At 33.8% G+C, this 16,604-nt stretch carries 14 protein-coding genes; 4 read left to right on the top strand and 10 right to left on the bottom strand.

Features of this window, described 5'->3' with window-relative positions; all coding sequences use genetic code 11:
- Window positions 1-108: 108 nt before the first annotated feature.
- On the top strand, window positions 109-1,443 hold the full coding sequence (locus FEF17_RS09640; RefSeq protein WP_139002195.1) for an aspartyl protease family protein: 1,335 nt from the start codon (window positions 109-111) through the stop codon (window positions 1,441-1,443).
- A gap of 48 nt (window positions 1,444-1,491) precedes the next feature.
- Here the strand turns inward: FEF17_RS09640 and FEF17_RS09645 are convergent, their stop codons facing one another.
- Complete coding sequence (locus FEF17_RS09645; protein WP_139002196.1) at window positions 1,492-1,908, bottom strand: DUF1573 domain-containing protein; 417 nt, start codon at window positions 1,906-1,908, stop codon at window positions 1,492-1,494.
- 297 nt (window positions 1,909-2,205) lie between these two features.
- Here FEF17_RS09645 and FEF17_RS09650 point away from each other — a divergent pair, with 297 nt between their 5' ends.
- Complete coding sequence (locus FEF17_RS09650; protein WP_139002197.1) at window positions 2,206-4,854, top strand: valine--tRNA ligase; 2,649 nt, start codon at window positions 2,206-2,208, stop codon at window positions 4,852-4,854.
- Between the two features lie 126 nt (window positions 4,855-4,980).
- Here FEF17_RS09650 and FEF17_RS09655 read toward each other — a convergent pair whose 3' ends face one another.
- Together FEF17_RS09655 and FEF17_RS09660 are read right to left on the bottom strand one after the other, a co-directional pair.
- Window positions 4,981-6,213, bottom strand: coding sequence for a M48 family metallopeptidase (locus FEF17_RS09655; RefSeq protein WP_139002198.1), 1,233 nt, complete (start codon window positions 6,211-6,213; stop codon window positions 4,981-4,983).
- A gap of 6 nt (window positions 6,214-6,219) precedes the next feature.
- On the bottom strand, window positions 6,220-7,014 hold the full coding sequence (locus FEF17_RS09660; RefSeq protein WP_139002199.1) for a TrmH family RNA methyltransferase: 795 nt from the start codon (window positions 7,012-7,014) through the stop codon (window positions 6,220-6,222).
- An 82-nt stretch (window positions 7,015-7,096) separates the two neighbouring features.
- On the opposite strand from FEF17_RS09660, the gene FEF17_RS09665 reads away from it, so the two are divergent.
- Entirely contained in the window at window positions 7,097-7,885 is a 789-nt protein-coding gene (locus FEF17_RS09665; RefSeq protein WP_139002200.1) for a DUF6503 family protein, read from the top strand.
- Here the strand turns inward: FEF17_RS09665 and FEF17_RS09670 are convergent.
- Entirely contained in the window at window positions 7,882-8,235 is a 354-nt protein-coding gene (locus tag FEF17_RS09670; protein WP_139002201.1) for a hypothetical protein, read from the bottom strand. The two genes, FEF17_RS09665 and FEF17_RS09670, sit on opposite strands and share 4 nt — an antisense overlap.
- 82 nt (window positions 8,236-8,317) lie before the next feature.
- Window positions 8,318-9,385 carry a DUF3810 domain-containing protein gene (locus tag FEF17_RS09675; RefSeq protein WP_139002202.1) on the bottom strand — a complete coding sequence of 356 codons (1,068 nt, stop codon included), beginning with the start codon at window positions 9,383-9,385 and terminating at the stop codon, window positions 8,318-8,320.
- Window positions 9,386-9,458: 73 nt separating this feature from the next.
- Between FEF17_RS09675 and FEF17_RS09680 the strand changes: the two genes are divergently transcribed.
- Window positions 9,459-10,922 (top strand): aminoacyl-histidine dipeptidase, encoded by a 1,464-nt coding sequence (locus FEF17_RS09680; protein WP_139002203.1) that lies wholly within the window; start codon window positions 9,459-9,461, stop codon window positions 10,920-10,922.
- Between the two features lie 171 nt (window positions 10,923-11,093).
- On the opposite strand, the gene yidD is transcribed toward FEF17_RS09680, so the two are convergent.
- From yidD to FEF17_RS09705, 5 genes are all read right to left on the bottom strand, one after another.
- The gene (yidD, locus tag FEF17_RS09685) at window positions 11,094-11,315 is read right to left on the bottom strand and encodes a membrane protein insertion efficiency factor YidD (protein ID WP_139002204.1); all 222 of its coding nucleotides are present in this window, start codon (window positions 11,313-11,315) and stop codon (window positions 11,094-11,096) included.
- Between the two features lie 68 nt (window positions 11,316-11,383).
- Complete coding sequence (gene cysS / locus FEF17_RS09690; protein WP_139002205.1) at window positions 11,384-12,865, bottom strand: cysteine--tRNA ligase; 1,482 nt, start codon at window positions 12,863-12,865, stop codon at window positions 11,384-11,386.
- A 41-nt stretch (window positions 12,866-12,906) separates the two neighbouring features.
- Window positions 12,907-13,584: a GTP cyclohydrolase I FolE gene (gene folE, locus FEF17_RS09695; protein ID WP_139002206.1), complete on the bottom strand. Its 678-nt coding sequence runs from the start codon at window positions 13,582-13,584 to the stop codon at window positions 12,907-12,909.
- A 173-nt stretch (window positions 13,585-13,757) separates the two neighbouring features.
- Complete coding sequence (locus FEF17_RS09700; protein WP_170180996.1) at window positions 13,758-15,275, bottom strand: OmpP1/FadL family transporter; 1,518 nt, start codon at window positions 15,273-15,275, stop codon at window positions 13,758-13,760.
- Window positions 15,276-15,389: 114 nt separating this feature from the next.
- On the bottom strand, window positions 15,390-16,535 hold the full coding sequence (locus FEF17_RS09705; RefSeq protein WP_139002207.1) for a hypothetical protein: 1,146 nt from the start codon (window positions 16,533-16,535) through the stop codon (window positions 15,390-15,392).
- Window positions 16,536-16,604: the final 69 nt, after the last annotated feature.

The raw sequence follows: 16,604 nt of genomic DNA on the forward strand, positions 1-16,604 counted from the left end.
AGGCAAAGTTGAGAAAATTATCTTAAAGTTTTTTTAAAAAACGGGTAGAATTAACCATAATAATCTAAAGATTCGTAAATTGATTGTATAAATTTTATAGTTTTCTTAATGAATCGCATTTGTTGTCTTTTATTTCTTTTTATATGCCTTTCTCAACTAAGTTTTTCTCAAGGAAAATTTCATGTCCAAAATAAAAACAAATCTGATAAAATTAGATTTAAGTTTATTAATAATTTAATAGTAATTCCAGTTGAAATTAACGGGGTAGAACTTTCATTTTTATTAGATACTGGTGTAAGTAAACCAATAATATTTAATTTTTTGAATGTTTCGGATACCTTAAAAATTAAAGACACTGAAAGCATTTTTTTAAGAGGTTTGGGAGATGGTGAACAAGTCGAAGCTTTAAAGTCGAGAAATAATATTTTTAGGGTTGGTGATGCTATTAATCTTAATCAAGACTTATACGCGGTTTACGATTCTAAATTAAATTTCGCACCTCGTCTAGGTATTCCTATCCATGGTATAATGGGGTTTGATTTACTTAAAGATTTGATTGTTGAAGTTAATTATTCGCATAAGTATATTAGGCTAACAGAGCCGCAAAATTTCAGTTATAAAGATTGTGATAAATGTGAAGTATTGCATTTAGAGTTTTACAATAATAAACCATACATTAATGTTAAAGTAAATATTAACGAAAAAGATATCCCTGTAAAACTATTAATAGATTCTGGAGGAAGTGATGCGCTTTGGTTGTTCGAGGATGACTCACTCGGAATAAATGTAGAAAACAAATTTTTTAATGATTTTTTAGGTCACGGATTAAGTGGCAGCGTATATGGTAAACGCTCAAGGGTAAAATCGTTGTTAATAGATGGCTTTAAATTAAAGAAGGTTAATGTAGCTTTTCCAGATTCTACCTCTATAGCTTTCGCAAAACGTTTTAAAGGTAGAAATGGTAGTATTTCTGGTAATATATTAAAGCGATTTAATATTATTTTCGATTATCGTCGTGCCTTAATAACGTTAAGAAAAAATGGTTATTTTAAAGAAAAATTTACTTACAATAAAAGTGGAATTGAGTTAGCGCATAATGGGGTTAGGTTAGTAAGAGAACGCGAGAAGTTTATTCCTAGTGACCATTATTCTAAGAGTGATACTCAAAACGGGACTCGAATTGTTCTAGATAATCGTTATAAAATGTCTTTAAAACCAGCATATGGTATAGTTGAACTTCGAGCAGATTCTCCAGCTGAAAAAGCAGGACTTAAGTTAGGAGATATTATTCTTACTATTAATGGAAAACCAGCTCATGAATTCAGACTGCAACAAATCATGCATCTGTTTTATGGGGATACGGGAAACAAAATAAGATTACGAATAAGTAGGAAAGGTGTAGATATGAACTTTAATTTTGTTTTAGAAGATGTTTTCAAATAAAAAACCCGAATATGATTATATTCGGGTTTGAGGTATTCTAGGTTATGTTTATTGCTGAACTATACTTTTGTTTTTCTTTTCTAGAACACTTTCCTTGCTTGAGTCTACAACTAAGCCCTTTATCTTTAAAGCTATTGTTGGTTTATCAGCATTAGAAATTACTGTAATTGTTTTTCTAATAGGGTTAACTCGGTTAGTGTCGTATTTTACTTCTATTTCACCTGTTTTTCCTGGCATAATAGGATCCTTCGGTTTTTTAGGGATAGTGCAACCACAACTTGAACTTACTTTTGAAATGATTAGAGGTTCATCACCTGTATTCGTAAACTCAAATACACGAACACCATCAGCCCCTTTTTCAATGGTACCGTAATCAATAGTTTCAGATTTGAATTCAATTTTCGCTTGCGCATTTACCGAAAAACTGATTAATCCGATAAACATAATAGTAATTAATTGTTTCATCTTTTTTTATCTTTAAATGTTAATAATTATCTTCTTCCAATTATAATCTATAAGTATATTTAATAAACATTTTAGTACTAATGTCATGTCAAACATACTTACTTTTTAATCAAACCACAAAAAATTTAGATGTAATACATCAGTATTAACATATTCGACTTACTTAAAAGTACGTATGGCATTACTTTATGGTTCATCTACCTAATATATCAATAGTTATATTACTTTCTATCTGCTTTCACAGAAAAAGAAATATAAGTACTTTTGCACATCAATTGTCAAAAACTATTCCAAAGTATGCAAATTCCATCAAAATATGATGCTAGTCAGGTAGAAGGTAAGTGGTATGATTACTGGATGAAAAATAACTATTTTCATTCAACACCAGATGAAAGAGAGCCTTACACAATTGTCATTCCTCCACCAAACGTAACGGGAGTTTTGCATATGGGACACATGCTGAATAATACTATTCAAGATGTATTAATTCGACGTGCACGTTTACAAGGGAAAAATGCTTGTTGGGTGCCAGGTACCGATCACGCATCTATCGCAACAGAGGCTAAGGTAGTGGCGAAGCTAAAGGAGCAAGGAATTGATAAAAACGATTTATCTCGAGACGAATTTCTAAAGCATGCTTGGGATTGGACGCATGAGTTTGGTGGGGTGATTTTAGAGCAGTTAAAAAAACTAGGATGTTCATGTGATTGGGACAGAACCAAATTCACCATGGATGACGATATGTCTGAAGCTGTAATAAAGGTTTTTGTCGATTTATACAATAAAGGCCTAATTTATCGGGGTTATCGTATGGTAAACTGGGATCCAGAAGCCCAAACCACACTGTCTGATGAGGAAGTTGAGTACGTTGAAAAACAAGGGAAGCTCTATTATGTCAACTATAAATTAGAAGGGTCTAACAAGACCTTAACTATTGCTACTACTAGACCAGAAACCATTCTTGGTGACACCGCTATTTGTATTAATCCTAACGATGAAAGACATCAAGCTTTAAAAGGAAAAAGAGCAATAGTCCCAATATGCGAGCGTTCCATTCCTATTATTCAGGATGACTATGTAGATGTTGAATTTGGAACGGGTTGCTTAAAGGTAACACCAGCACATGATGAAAATGATAAGGGTCTAGGTGATAAACACGGATTGGAAGTTATTGATATTTTTAATTCAGATGCAACCTTAAATAGTTTCGGATTGCATTATCAAGGAAGAGACCGTTTTGAGGTTCGAAAGGATATTGTAAAAGAATTGGAGGATAAAGGTCATATTCTAAAGATTGAGGATTACAACAACCGTGTTGGGATTTCAGAACGCACTAAGGCTATTATAGAGCCTCGTTTAAGCGACCAATGGTTTTTAAAAATGCAAGAATTAGCGAAACCTGCTTTGAAAGCCGTTTTAGAAACAGAGGATATTAAGTTGTTTCCTAAAAAGTTTGAAAACACCTATCGCCATTGGATGGAAAATATTCGAGATTGGAATATTTCGCGTCAGTTATGGTGGGGGCAACAAATTCCAGCCTATTATTATGGAGATGGTAAAGAAGATTTTGTAGTAGCTGAATCCATAGAAGAAGCTGTCGAACTTGCGAATAAAAAACTGTCTGTCACTTCGGGCGCAGTCGATAAGTCTTTAGTTGTAGGCGATTTACGTCAGGACTCTGACGCACTCGATACGTGGTTTTCCTCATGGTTATGGCCAATGAGTGTATTCGATGGCATAAGAAATCCTGAAAACGAAGACATTAAATACTATTATCCAACCAACGATTTGGTAACGGGACCAGACATTTTGTTTTTCTGGGTGGCGCGTATGATTGTGGCAGGCTATGAGTACAAAAATGAAAAACCTTTTGAAAATGTTTACCTTACCGGATTAGTGAGAGATAAACAACGCCGAAAAATGAGTAAATCACTAGGTAATTCTCCAGATGCTTTAAAACTCATCTCGGATTATGGTGCCGATGGGGTACGTGTTGGTTTATTATTAAGTTCTGCAGCAGGTAATGATTTAATGTTCGATGAGGCGCTTTGTAACCAAGGAAAAGGCTTTGCCAATAAAGTTTGGAATGCATTTAGACTTATAGAAGGGTGGGAAGTTACCGATATTGAACAACCGCAATCCTCTAAAATAGCCATTGAATGGTTTGAAGCGAAGTTTCAGCAGGCTCTAAATACAATCGAGAATCATTACAGCAAGTACCGCATTAGCGATGCCTTAATGGAAACCTATAAATTAATTTGGAATGACTTCTGTTCGTGGTTTTTAGAGATGATAAAACCAGCATATCAACAGGCTATTGATAAAAAAACCTACGATGCGGCTATTGCTATTTTAGAAAATAATCTAAAAATATTGCATCCTTTTATGCCTTTCATAACCGAAGAAATTTGGCAGCATATTGTAGAACGCAATACCGATGAAGCTTTAATCGTTTCTAAATGGCCAGAATTTAATGAAGTCAGTACTAGCTTAGTCAATGAATTTGATTTTGCTTCAGAGGTTATATCTGGCATAAGAACCATTAGAAAACAAAAAAATATTGCTTTTAAAGATGCTATTGGATTTAGTGTGATTAATAACGAAAACACAAAGGCTACCTTCGATGCTATAATCTCTAAGTTAGGAAACCTAGAAGCTATTAATTATGTTTCTGAAGCTGTTGAAGGAGCGCTAACCTTTAGGGTAAAATCTAATGAATATTTTATTCCAATGGCTGGAGCGATAGACGTTGGGGCTGAGGTTGAAAAATTAACCGAAGAATTAAAATATACCGAAGGTTTCTTAAAATCGGTTCAAAAGAAATTATCTAACGATCGTTTTGTAAACAATGCACCCAAGCAAGTTGTGGCTAGCGAAAAGAAAAAAGAAGCAGATGCTTTGGCAAAGATTGATACTTTAAAGGCAAGTTTGGCTAGTTTAGAGTAATTTTTTGTTGTCGTTTATGGCTTCAAAGAAATGCGCCGTTATTTTATTGCTTGCATCCGACGTTAAACTAATTTAGTTGAAAATTTTACAAATTCAACTTTTGCCTAATGCCTTTTGGGACTAACATTAATTCCTCAAATTCTTAATCCGTTCCAAAAGTGTAGGATGCGAATAATGCATAAATACATAAGCGGGATGAGGTGTTAAGTTGCTTAAACTATTTTTAGATAGCTTCTTTAATGAAGTGATCAGCGGTTCACCTTTGTATGTAGTTTTGGCGTAGTCATCGGCTTGATATTCAAATTTTCTTGAAAACACATTCATAATTAATCCTGTAATTTCAGAGATTGGTGAGTAAAGGAGCGTAAAAGCAATTAACCCAATATGAAAACTTGGTATTTGTACACCAATGGCTTGAGATAATAAGGGATTTGAAATAAACAAAGATAAAATATAAAGTGTCATCCCTATTAATACAATGGAAGCAAACAAATTAAAAATAATGTGTTTCTTTTTATAATGTCCAACCTCATGAGCTAAAACAGCAACAATTTCTTCATCTTCTAAATCATTAATCAATGTGTCATAGAGTGTGACCCGTTTTTCACTACCAAAACCAGAAAAATAGGCATTAGCTTTTGTACTTCGTTTAGAACCATTAATCACGAATATTTTATCCAATTTAAAACCAACAGTTTTAGCGTAAGCCGAAATTTTATCTCTTAATGTTCCTTCTTCTAAAGGCATTTGCTTATTAAAAAGTGGCACAATCAATTTAGAATAAAACATATTCATAAACAAAGTGAATACGCCAACTAATCCCCATGCATAAAGCCAAAATTGTTTTCCAGTAGCCTCATAGAACCAAATAATAAGTGCTAAAATTCCACCACCAACAATAGCCATCATAAGCCAACCTTTAAGTTTGTCTGCAATAAAAGTTTTTATGGTTGTTTTATTAAATCCGAATTTTTCTTCAATTACAAAGGTGCTGTAATATGAAAGTGGTGTCGTTAATAAATCGCTGCCAATCATAATGATACCAAAGAAAATTAAAGCAATTATAATAGGGGTTTCACTATAACTTCTGGCTATGTCATCTATAAATTCAAAACCATCAAACCATAAAAAACCCAACGTTAGTGCAAGTGAAAACGATGAGGTGATTATTCCGAACCTGTATTTTGTCGCTTTGTAATTCTGTGACTTTTTGTATTCATCAGCATCGTAAACATCTTGTAGATCACTTGGTAAGTCATCATTAAAATGTTTAGCATTTAATGCGTCTAATACCTTATCAACAATAAAGTTAATAACAATAATTGCTATGATAATATAGAAAAGTGTGTTTGCAGTCATTTAGTATTATTTAAAATCACGTTGTCGTTTAGCTTCAAAAATAAGAACCCCAGCAGCAACAGAAACATTCATGGAATCTATTTCACCTTGCATTGGTATAATAATGTTCTGGGTAGAATTTTCTAGCCATTCATTACTTAGGCCTGTAGCTTCTGTGCCAACAACAATAGCTGTAGGTTTATTGAAATCTTGTGTGAGATAATTTACTGAGGCTCGTAAGGCTGCACAATAAATATTAATATGGTTTGCTTTTAGAAATTCAATAATTTCTATGGTTGTTCCAGTTGCAATTTCATTTGTAAATAAACAACCTACACTGGAACGTACAATGTTTGGATTGTATAAATCGGTTTTAGGATTAGCAATAATTACTGCATCCAAATTTGCCGCATCGGCAGTTCTTAACAGTGCGCCAATGTTTCCTGGTTTTTCAGGTGCTTCGGCAACTAAAATTAAAGGATTTTTATTGGCTAGTTTTAAATCTATTAAATGATTGCTTTTAGTATGTGCTAACGCTAAAATGCCTTCTGTGGTATCGCGATATGCTAATTTTTGGTATACCTCTTTTGAAATTTCTATTAGGTCTATTGGTTGTGATGTTAAGTCGTTAAGCTGATCAATAGAAAATAAGTCGGGAAAAAATAAAATGGTTTTTATCTTATACCCGCCTTTAATCGCTAAAGAAATTTCACGATGCCCTTCGATTAAAAACAAGCCGGATTTTTTGCGTTCGCGAGATTTGTCCTTTAATTGAACAAGGTATTTTATATAAGTGTTTTGTGGGCTTATTATTATTTTCATAAAGGAGAAACAAAAGTAAATGTTTTTATGTAATTATAATCTACTAACTTCGTCAAAGAAGTAAACCATTTAAAATACACCAATGAAAAGAATACTTTTCTTATCTCTTATAGTTTTAATTTTTTCATGTAAAAATAAAACAGCACCAACTATAGATTATTCTGAAGAAACACTTGATGTAACAACTAGTGTCTACCCAGAAAATATTACAAAAGTATTTGATGCTCACGGGAGTTTAGATAAATGGAATACCATGAAGGCTCTTGAATTTACCATGAAAAGGTCAAATGGTGACGAGGTAACCACGACTAATTTGAAGAACAGAAGATCGTTAATTGAGATGCCAAATCACCTTATTGGGTTTAACGGAGAAGATGTTTGGTTAAAAAATAAAGATACTGCCACTTACAAGGGAAATGCTAGATTCTATTATAACCTGATGTTCTATTTTTACGCGATACCATTTATTTTGGCAGATGATGGTATTATTTATGAAGATGTAGACGCGTTAGATTTTGAAGGTAAATCGTATCCTGGTATTAAAATATCTTATGAAGGTGGAGTAGGAGAGTCGCCAGAGGACGAGTATATTTTATATTATGATGCCGATTCCCATCAGATGGAATGGCTGGGTTATACGGTTACTTATTTTACGAAGGAAAAAAGTAAAGAATGGCATTTTATAAAGTATAGTAATTGGCAAAATATTGATGGTTTAGTGTTGCCAGAAACTTTAACTTGGTATAATATTGAGAATAATATACCAGCTACCGTGCGCAGTGATTTAAAATTCACGGATATTAAAATATCTAAAGAAAAACCAGAAGATGGTATTTTTGAGGTGCCAAATGGAGCGGAACTTATACCTTAATGCCTATAATCTCTAGCATCAAGCATTAAGTTACTCCCATCACCCGGGAATTTATGCATAATTTTGTTGAGCTCCTTGCTTAAATCAATGTCTATTGGTTGAAAATTAGAAAATTTAATGCGTTTTGAATCAATATAGAGGCTATTTTTTGGTAAATCATCAACATACTTAACAGCAATTATTTGACTATTCAAATCAGGATTTAATGTGGTTGTATAATAAAATGAGTTTTCGTCGTTTTGGTATTTAAAATCAACTGCAAGATGCAGTGTTGTATTCGTGTCATTATCTTGTTGAGCATAATTATTTAAGCATAATCCTAAAACCAGTGTAAATAATATTATTCTCATAACTTAAATTTAAGTTTTTAAGTTAAAAAAAATAAAAATGCGATGGGTGTTTAAAACAATGCCTAATTGATTTTTCACCCCATTATACTGGGTGATTTTCAATATAATTTACCAGCAGAGCAACAACATAGCTGTAACTTTCCATGCCTTTATTTTGGTTATTGGCCTTGAGGAAATTACTATAAAATATTTTGAAGAAAGGTTCTAATGGGTTTTGGTGCGCTTCCCAGAATTCTCGTGTTTCTTTATAGTTTTTTAAAATACCCTTATTTACATCGGCTGCTAAATCTTCAAACAAACACTCGTCACGCATGTAAATTTCATTTAAGCAAAAACGTAAACCAAAGGTGTATCCTGAATATTTAAAGTAAATGTTGTCGTGGTTTGTGGCTGCCATAAAGCCAATAAAATTAGCTTCATTTTCAGCAGCATAACCTAGTTGGTGTGCCATTTCATGAGAAGTCGTGGTAGGAAATTTAAAAACAGGAATAATACCATCTACTTGAGCTTCGTTTGTTAGCGGATTTAAATAACCACTAAAACCCATATATGTCAAGGGGTAACTAAATAATGATTTTTTGGTACTTCTTGGATGGTATTCTAAATGCGGAAAGCGTTCTTTTAAGTTTTCGTAACCATTTGGGGCTAACTTAAGTATATCACTTTTGCTTAAAGGTAAATCTATTTTAACCGTATCGTTATCAGTTATTTTTAAGTGTATTGAATTAGATTTTTCGATTAATTTGTTAGTGACATCTATCAATTGCTCGGTCGAATATTCCGATTTTAAATTTAGATTCTTATGTAACGGTAACCTATGATAATTCATGCCCCATAATACATGAAAGGCAAAATAGATTATAGAAATAACTACAAAAATATCTATAAACCAATTTTTAGTATCCTTTCTAAGTCGCTTTCTGTTTTTATAAAACCATTGAATAGCGTATATAATAGCTAATGCATAGAATATGTCTCCAAAAGAAAACGGAACCCAACCAAACACATATCTAAAAATTTTCGACAGAAAGGGATATAGTCCATTACTGTAATACTGTTCAATAAATTCAGGAGATTTTGAAAGTAGTTTTATAAGTAAATATTGAGGTAATATACTTAGAGCTAATACTAATTTTGTTTTCTTCAGCATAAATCAAAAATAGGGAAATGTTTATTAATCCTCTTAAGGAAAATGTATCTTTGTTCACTATACTTTTACTATTATGAATTCAGAAATAAGACAATTAGAGCCTAAAGCATTGTGGAATAAATTTGCCGATTTAAACGCAGTTCCAAGACCTTCAAAAAAGGAAGAACGGGTTATAGCCTTTATGAAAAATTTTGGCGAAAACCTTGGTTTAGAAACTATTGTAGATAAGGTTGGAAATGTTATCATTAAAAAGCCTGCAAGAGCTGGTATGGGAGATAGAACCACAGTTGTGATGCAATCGCATTTAGATATGGTACATCAAAAAAATAATCATACGGTATTTGATTTTGATAATCAAGGTATCGAAATGTATGTAGATGGCGATTGGGTTAGAGCTAAAGGCACTACTTTGGGTGCAGATAATGGTTTAGGCGTTGCAACAATTATGGCGATTTTAGAAAGCACCGAAATTCCACATCCAGCTATTGAAGCGTTATTTACTATTGATGAAGAAACGGGAATGACCGGCGCCATGGGATTAAAAGGCGGATTATTATCTGGCGGAATACTTTTGAATTTAGATACAGAAGAAGATGATGAAATAGGCGTGGGATGTGCAGGAGGTATTGACGTTACGGCGACAAGAAGTTACGAAGAGGAAGAGACACCTGAGTATAAGATTGGTTATAAAATAGAGGTTAAGGGTTTGCAAGGTGGTCATTCGGGTATGCAAATACATGAAGGTTTGGGTAACGCTAATAAAATTTTGAACCGTTTACTTTTTGATGGTTTCGAGAATTTTGGTTTGCGTATTTCTGAAATTGATGGAGGAAGTTTACGCAACGCTATTCCAAGAGAGAGCAATGCTATTGTTGCTATAGACGCTATTCATGAAGACGCTTTTTTATTAGACATAAATATACTTTCCAATGCCATAAAGAAAGAGATTAAAACTATGGAACCTGATTTGGTGATTGAGGTTTCAAAAATTAAAACACCAAAATTAATTATGGATTTAGGGGTTCAAGAAGGTTTTACTAGAGCAATGTATGCAGCGCTTAATGGTGTTTACAGAATGAGTGCAGATATTCCGGAATTGGTTGAGACCTCTAATAATATTGCAAGAGTTATAGTGAAAGATGGTGAAATTAAAGTAGGATGCTTGACTCGTTCCTCGGTAGAAAGTTCTAAAATGGATTTAGCGAATACGCTTCGTTCTACTTTTGAATTAACAGGTTGTGAAGTGGAGCTTTCTGGAGATTATCCTGGTTGGACGCCAAACATGGACTCTAAGATTTTGAAAGTTATGACTAAGTTATATGAAGAATTAAATGGTGAAAAACCACATGTAGCGGCTTGTCATGCCGGATTAGAATGTGGTATTTTAGGGCAAAATTACCCAGAGATGGATATGATTAGTTTTGGACCTAATATAAAAGGTGCACACTCACCTGATGAACGTGCACAAATTTCATCGGTTCAAAAGTATTGGAAGTTTGTTTTAGAGATATTAAAAAACATACCAAAAGGTATTTAAAAATACATTTTATCGATAAAATTTGCATTTCATCTATATTTTTATATATATTTGTTTTAACCAAAAATAAACTTTTTAAAAAGCGTTTTTCAGATGAAACATAAAGTAAGCACCCCAATCTGCCTCTAAAAAGAAACATTTGAAAAATTGCTTTTTACTTTTTGAATATAATTAAGGTACTGGGTCGTAGCCAGAACCACCCCAAGGATGGCAACTAAAAATCCGCTTTATAGCCAACCAACCACCTTTAAACAAACCATATTTTTTAAGTGCTTCAATAGAGTAATGCGAGCATGTAGGTTGAAATCTACAAGTAGCAGGTGTTAGTGGTGATATTAAAGTTTGATAGACTTTTATTAAAAACAAAAACGGGGCTATGAGTAGTTTTTTCATTTGTTATTCCTGAGAAATTAGGAATCTGTTTAATTGAAATGCAATTCTCGTTCAGAATGACAAATTACTTAATTAGTCGTAAATGTTGTGCCTTCTTTACCGTCTTTTAGCTGAATACCAACTGCGGCTAATTCATCTCTAATTTTGTCAGATAATGCAAAATCTTTGTTTGCTCTTGCTTCTTGTCTTAGTTTTATCAAAACATCGACAGCACCTGCTAATTTATCACTTCCGGAGTTAGATTCGGCCGTGTTCTCTAAACCTAATACATCTAAAACAAAAGCATGCATTGTAGATTTAAAAAGCTCTAAATCGTCTTTTGTAATACTGGCTTTTCCTTCCTTTATTTGATTGATATATTTTACAGCTTCAAACAAATTAGCAATGAGAATAGGCGAATTAAAATCGTCATTCATGGCATCATAACAATTCTGTCTCCATGTTGCAATATCAATTGTGGAATTATCGGATGCTTTTATGCTATTTAATAAGCTCATGCCATCCATCAGTCTATAAAAGCCTTTTTCACTGGCAAGTAAACCATCATTTGTTAAATCTAAAACACTTCTGTAGGACGATTGCGCGTTAAAAAAACGAATTACCCCTGGTGTAAAAGCTTTACTGAAAAACTTGTTTTCTCCAGACAGCAACTCACTTGGGTTTACCGTGTTTCCAGTAGATTTAGACATTCTAGAGCCATTTAATTCTAGCATATTGGCGTGCATCCAATAGTTTACTGGCGATATACCTTTGGCAGCTTCGTTTTGTGCTATTTCGCATTCGTGATGTGGGAATTTTAAATCCATTCCACCACCGTGTATGTCAAACTGTTCTCCCAAATATTTAGTACTCATTGCGGTACACTCCAAATGCCAACCTGGGAATCCATCACTCCAGGGTGAAGGCCAGCGCATGATATGCTGAGGTTCGGCTTTTTTCCAAAGCGCAAAATCTTGTGGATTTTTCTTATCGCTTTGCCCGTCTAAAGCGCGCGTATTATGAATTAAATCTTCTAATTTACGCTTACTAAGTTTACCATATTCATGTGCTTCATTGAACTTGTGCACGTCAAAATATACTGAACCATTAACTTCATAGGCAAAACCATTTTCAATGATTTTATTAATAAGTTCAATTTGTTCGATGATATGACCTGTTGCTGTTGGTTCAATGCTGGGAGGTAAGAAATTAAAAGTATTCAGAATATTATGAAAGTCAACCGTATAGCGTTGTACAACTTCCATAGGCTCAATTTGCTCTAAGCGTGCCTTTTTTGCTACTTTATCCTCACCTGCATCTTCATCGTTTTCTAAATGTCCTGCATCGGTAATATTACGAACATATCGAACTTTATATCCTAAATGCTTTAAATAACGGAATACCATATCAAAAGACATAAAGGTTCTAACATTACCTAAATGGACGTTACTGTAAACAGTAGGGCCACAAACATACATGCCGATATGACCTTCGTTAATAGGTTTGAAAATTTCCTTTTTACCAGTAATGGAGTTATATATTTTGATAGGATTAGTTTGGTATAATGGCATTGGTATTGCTTGATAAATTAATGAAATTGTCTTTTCTGAAACTAAAACTTTGTGTCTAATTTAATATAATCAAGAAACTCTCGACGCGTTGCCATATCTTTAAATTTTCCACCAAATTCTGAAGTTACAGTACTACTTTCAATATCGCGAATCCCTCTAGAATTAACACACAAATGCTTGGCATCAATAACGCAAGCAACATCCTTTGTGCCTAAAACCTCTTGAAGTTCTCTAACTATTTGTATGGTTAAACGCTCTTGAACTTGGGGTCGTTTAGCAAAGTAATCAACAATGCGATTCATTTTAGATAGACCAACTACAGTGCCGTTAGATATATAAGCTATGTGAGCTTTTCCAACAATAGGGAGCAAATGATGTTCGCAAGTTGAATAAACGGTAATGTTTTTTTCAACTAGCATTTCTCCATACTTGTATTTATTATCGAACGTAGACGCGCTTGGTTTTTTGTTTGGGTCTAGACCTCCAAAAATTTCCTTAACAAACATTTTTGCCACACGATTAGGAGTTCCACTTAAACTGTCATCACTTAAATCTAATCCTAATGTTTCCATAATATGGCGAACATCATCTTTTATAATATCTATTTTCTCCTCGTTTGTAAGCTTAAATGCATCACCACGCATAGGCGTATTTTCGGATGTGCCAATGTGCTCATTTCCTAATGAATCAAAATCTTCTATATTACTATCAAATGCCATGATTAATAAGTCAAAATTTAATTTGCAAAGATAAGCATTTCACTTTTTATATACTTTTCTGTACAATTAATTAATATTATGTTTTAGTCTAAGCTATTGTTTAATAATTACACCAAAAATCAAAAAGCTTGAACTATTAGTTCAAGCTTTTTAATAATGGAACTTTTATTTTTTTAAATATTAAAACTCAGAGATAATGTAATGTTTGAGTTTGTTCGGTCAATTGAAACTGTATCAATTAATCCAATGCTATAAAGAGGTGTTTCAAAAGAACGCTCAGATTGATCGTAAGTTAAATCTAACTTTGTGTTTCCGAAATTGTACCCTAAACCTAATGAATACCCAGTTAAATCGCCTACAGTTAAACCATTTGCATAAGGACTTTCTTCAAAACGATAGCCACCTCTAAAACTAAATTGCTTGTGCTTGTATTCACCACCAAATCTATAGGTTGCTGCATCAGTAAGGGTGTTGCCAATAAAATTATTTTCATCGGCAAAAGCAGGATCAGAGGTAGGTCTAAACTCGGTTTTACTGTAGTCTTTTGTAGAGTAATCAAAACTTATTAAGCCTTTTTGGCCAAAAATATATGCTAAACTTCCTGTAACTTTAGAAGGTGTTTTTATTTTATATTCTGGGAATATATTTACAACTTGAGGATTTATTTCAACAAAACCATTAATACCATCTGTACCCAAGTATTGAGTTGATTCTTCTTCAATTGTGAACCATGTGGGAGAATCATAGGTTAAGCCAACTCTAAATTCTGGACTTAGTTTTAAAATACCTCCTAATTGGAAGGAAAAACCAGTTCCTGTTGTGGATAAATTGTTTTCAAATTCTATAAAGTCAACATCAGAGCCATTAGAGTTTTCTTCAAAAAGTAAGTTGGATCTTTGATAATCTATAAAGTGCGAATTTATGTTTAGCCCTAAATATAAATTGTCTTCATATTGCGTGGCTACGTTAAAGGATATCTTACCGTTATAACCAGTTGAAACAACAGAATAGTCATGATTAAAGTTGCCTTCACCTAGATTGATTAAATAGGACGTGTTATCATCAGTATTAAACTCTGGATCTAAAATGAAGGATTCATATCCTAAAAAAGCTTGTTGATTACCAAAACCATAGACACTTCCTATTTCTTGGTAAGCTTGTGCAAGCGTTTCTCCATCGAAGGCAGAAATTTCATCAAACCTTAAACCATCAGCATAATCAAAGAAGTAACTAGCAATAGTATTGTTGAAGTTATTGCTATTAGTATTTGTCCCAAATGCAAACCAATTATCATCAAAATTGTTAGTTTTATCATAGGCAATTCCTAACGTGAATTTTTTCCAAGGGGAACTATTGTTACTGGCAAAAACAAAAACAGCACCTCCTTGATGAATGTCGAAATTAGACTCACTGGTGGAACCTAAACCATTAAAATATCTCGTGTGATTATCTACTTCCGCGTTGGATAAGCTAAATGAAGCGTGACTTTGGGTAAAAACAGCAGCTCCAGCAGGGTTTATACTTACAGCACTCATGTCGCCACCAAGGGCTCCAAAAGCACCACTTAACGCTCTAAAACGAGCCGTTCCTTGAATTTCACTTTGAGAATAACGAAGCGCATCTGTAATGTCTTGACCGTAAAATGTAGACATGGAAAGAATGCTTATGAATAGTACTTGTAACTTTTTCATCTGTTAAATTTATTTTTAAAGGTCAAATGTAAATCTCCAATTTCGCATAGAAGTATTAGTTAACGAGTAACATTGGGTCATTACATGTTTAATTGATTTTAGTTTTTAATGATTTTATCCGCGTCTTCTGCTTGTTGATCCAGAACTTCTACTGCTGCCTCTGCTACTTGACGACCTCGTGCTAGAACTAGATCTTGAGCTACTTCTGCTAGGAGTATAACTTCTGTTATTACCTGAAGATGAACTTCTTCTACTAAAGGTATTATTTGATGAGCTTCTATTATTGTTGTAAGAAGGAGACGATCTATAAATAGAACTCGAATTCCTCCTTGCTGTAGACGATGAAGATCTTATTCTAGAGTTCGATGATGGTGATACCGGGCGACTGCGTCTCATGGTTGAAGTACCACGTGAGTTTTGACTACTGTATCGGTTATTTGGAGAAGAATATGCACTTCTAGTACGTCTAGCTGTATTAGAATTTACTCCAGATCTGTTGCTATTTGAAGCTACACTACTTCTACGTGAGGTGTAATATCTTGAATTTGTTCTTGTATTTCGGCTTGTAACACTAGAGCGCCTTGATAATGAGCTATTACGACGACTAATGCCTGTATTTCTTCCATAATAAGCGCCTCTTCTTCCAGCGTTATAAGCGTAGTTTCTTCCATAATATCTATTTCCATAAAAGCCATTCCAACCCCAGTTGTTCCAGCCCCAACCGAAACCAGCATTCCAACCCCAGTTGTTCCAACCCCAACCAAAGCCACCATTCCAGCCCCAATTGTTCCAGCGGTTCCAACCCCAATTATTCCAGCCCCAATTATTCCAACCCCAGCCCCAACCAAAGCCAGCATTCCAACCCCAATTGTTCCAACCGTTGTCAATATAGTTGATCGTTACGTTATTGCTATTTTGTCCCCAACCAGCGTTTCCTTGATAATCGTTGGCTAATGCACCGTTGTCATCAAAATTCTCGCTTTCATAAGAATCAATATCCGTAAAAATAGCATCTTCAGCAGATACATTTTCTGCTTCTAAAGCTTTATTTCTAAAATAGTTTGTGTAATAATTGCTGTTGGATTGATTTGGGATTTCAACAACTGCTTCTTCGTATTGGGATGTGTTTTCGGTAGTGCCGTAAATACCATCATTGTCAACACCTACATATTGATAAGAACCACAAGATGTTAAGGTAACTAGTAAGCCAAAAATCACTATTAGTGGCATTTTCCTTTTGAGGTAGTTATTTAATTGCATATCTAAAGAATTTAATTGTTGAACATAACAAAAATAGTTAGTTTTGCTGAACTATTTTTCTGTATAACT

Origin of the sequence: Hyunsoonleella aestuarii, assembly GCF_006148925.1 — a bacterium.
Classification (GTDB): domain Bacteria; phylum Bacteroidota; class Bacteroidia; order Flavobacteriales; family Flavobacteriaceae; genus Algibacter_D; species Algibacter_D aestuarii.

Bases quoted from the DNA above. Each gene is read 5' to 3' on its own strand.
- FEF17_RS09640 (WP_139002195.1), top strand. From the start codon at position 109: ATGAATCGCATTTGTTGTCTTTTATTTCTTTTTATATGCCTTTCTCAA.
- FEF17_RS09645 (WP_139002196.1), bottom strand. From the start codon at position 1,908: ATGAAACAATTAATTACTATTATGTTTATCGGATTAATCAGTTTTTCG.
- FEF17_RS09650 (WP_139002197.1), top strand. From the start codon at position 2,206: ATGCAAATTCCATCAAAATATGATGCTAGTCAGGTAGAAGGTAAGTGG.
- FEF17_RS09655 (WP_139002198.1), bottom strand. From the start codon at position 6,213: ATGACTGCAAACACACTTTTCTATATTATCATAGCAATTATTGTTATT.
- FEF17_RS09660 (WP_139002199.1), bottom strand. From the start codon at position 7,014: ATGAAAATAATAATAAGCCCACAAAACACTTATATAAAATACCTTGTT.
- FEF17_RS09665 (WP_139002200.1), top strand. From the start codon at position 7,097: ATGAAAAGAATACTTTTCTTATCTCTTATAGTTTTAATTTTTTCATGT.
- FEF17_RS09670 (WP_139002201.1), bottom strand. From the start codon at position 8,235: ATGAGAATAATATTATTTACACTGGTTTTAGGATTATGCTTAAATAAT.
- FEF17_RS09675 (WP_139002202.1), bottom strand. From the start codon at position 9,385: ATGCTGAAGAAAACAAAATTAGTATTAGCTCTAAGTATATTACCTCAA.
- FEF17_RS09680 (WP_139002203.1), top strand. From the start codon at position 9,459: ATGAATTCAGAAATAAGACAATTAGAGCCTAAAGCATTGTGGAATAAA.
- yidD (WP_139002204.1), bottom strand. From the start codon at position 11,315: ATGAAAAAACTACTCATAGCCCCGTTTTTGTTTTTAATAAAAGTCTAT.
- cysS (WP_139002205.1), bottom strand. From the start codon at position 12,865: ATGCCATTATACCAAACTAATCCTATCAAAATATATAACTCCATTACT.
- folE (WP_139002206.1), bottom strand. From the start codon at position 13,584: ATGGCATTTGATAGTAATATAGAAGATTTTGATTCATTAGGAAATGAG.
- FEF17_RS09700 (WP_170180996.1), bottom strand. From the start codon at position 15,275: ATGAAAAAGTTACAAGTACTATTCATAAGCATTCTTTCCATGTCTACA.
- FEF17_RS09705 (WP_139002207.1), bottom strand. From the start codon at position 16,535: ATGCAATTAAATAACTACCTCAAAAGGAAAATGCCACTAATAGTGATT.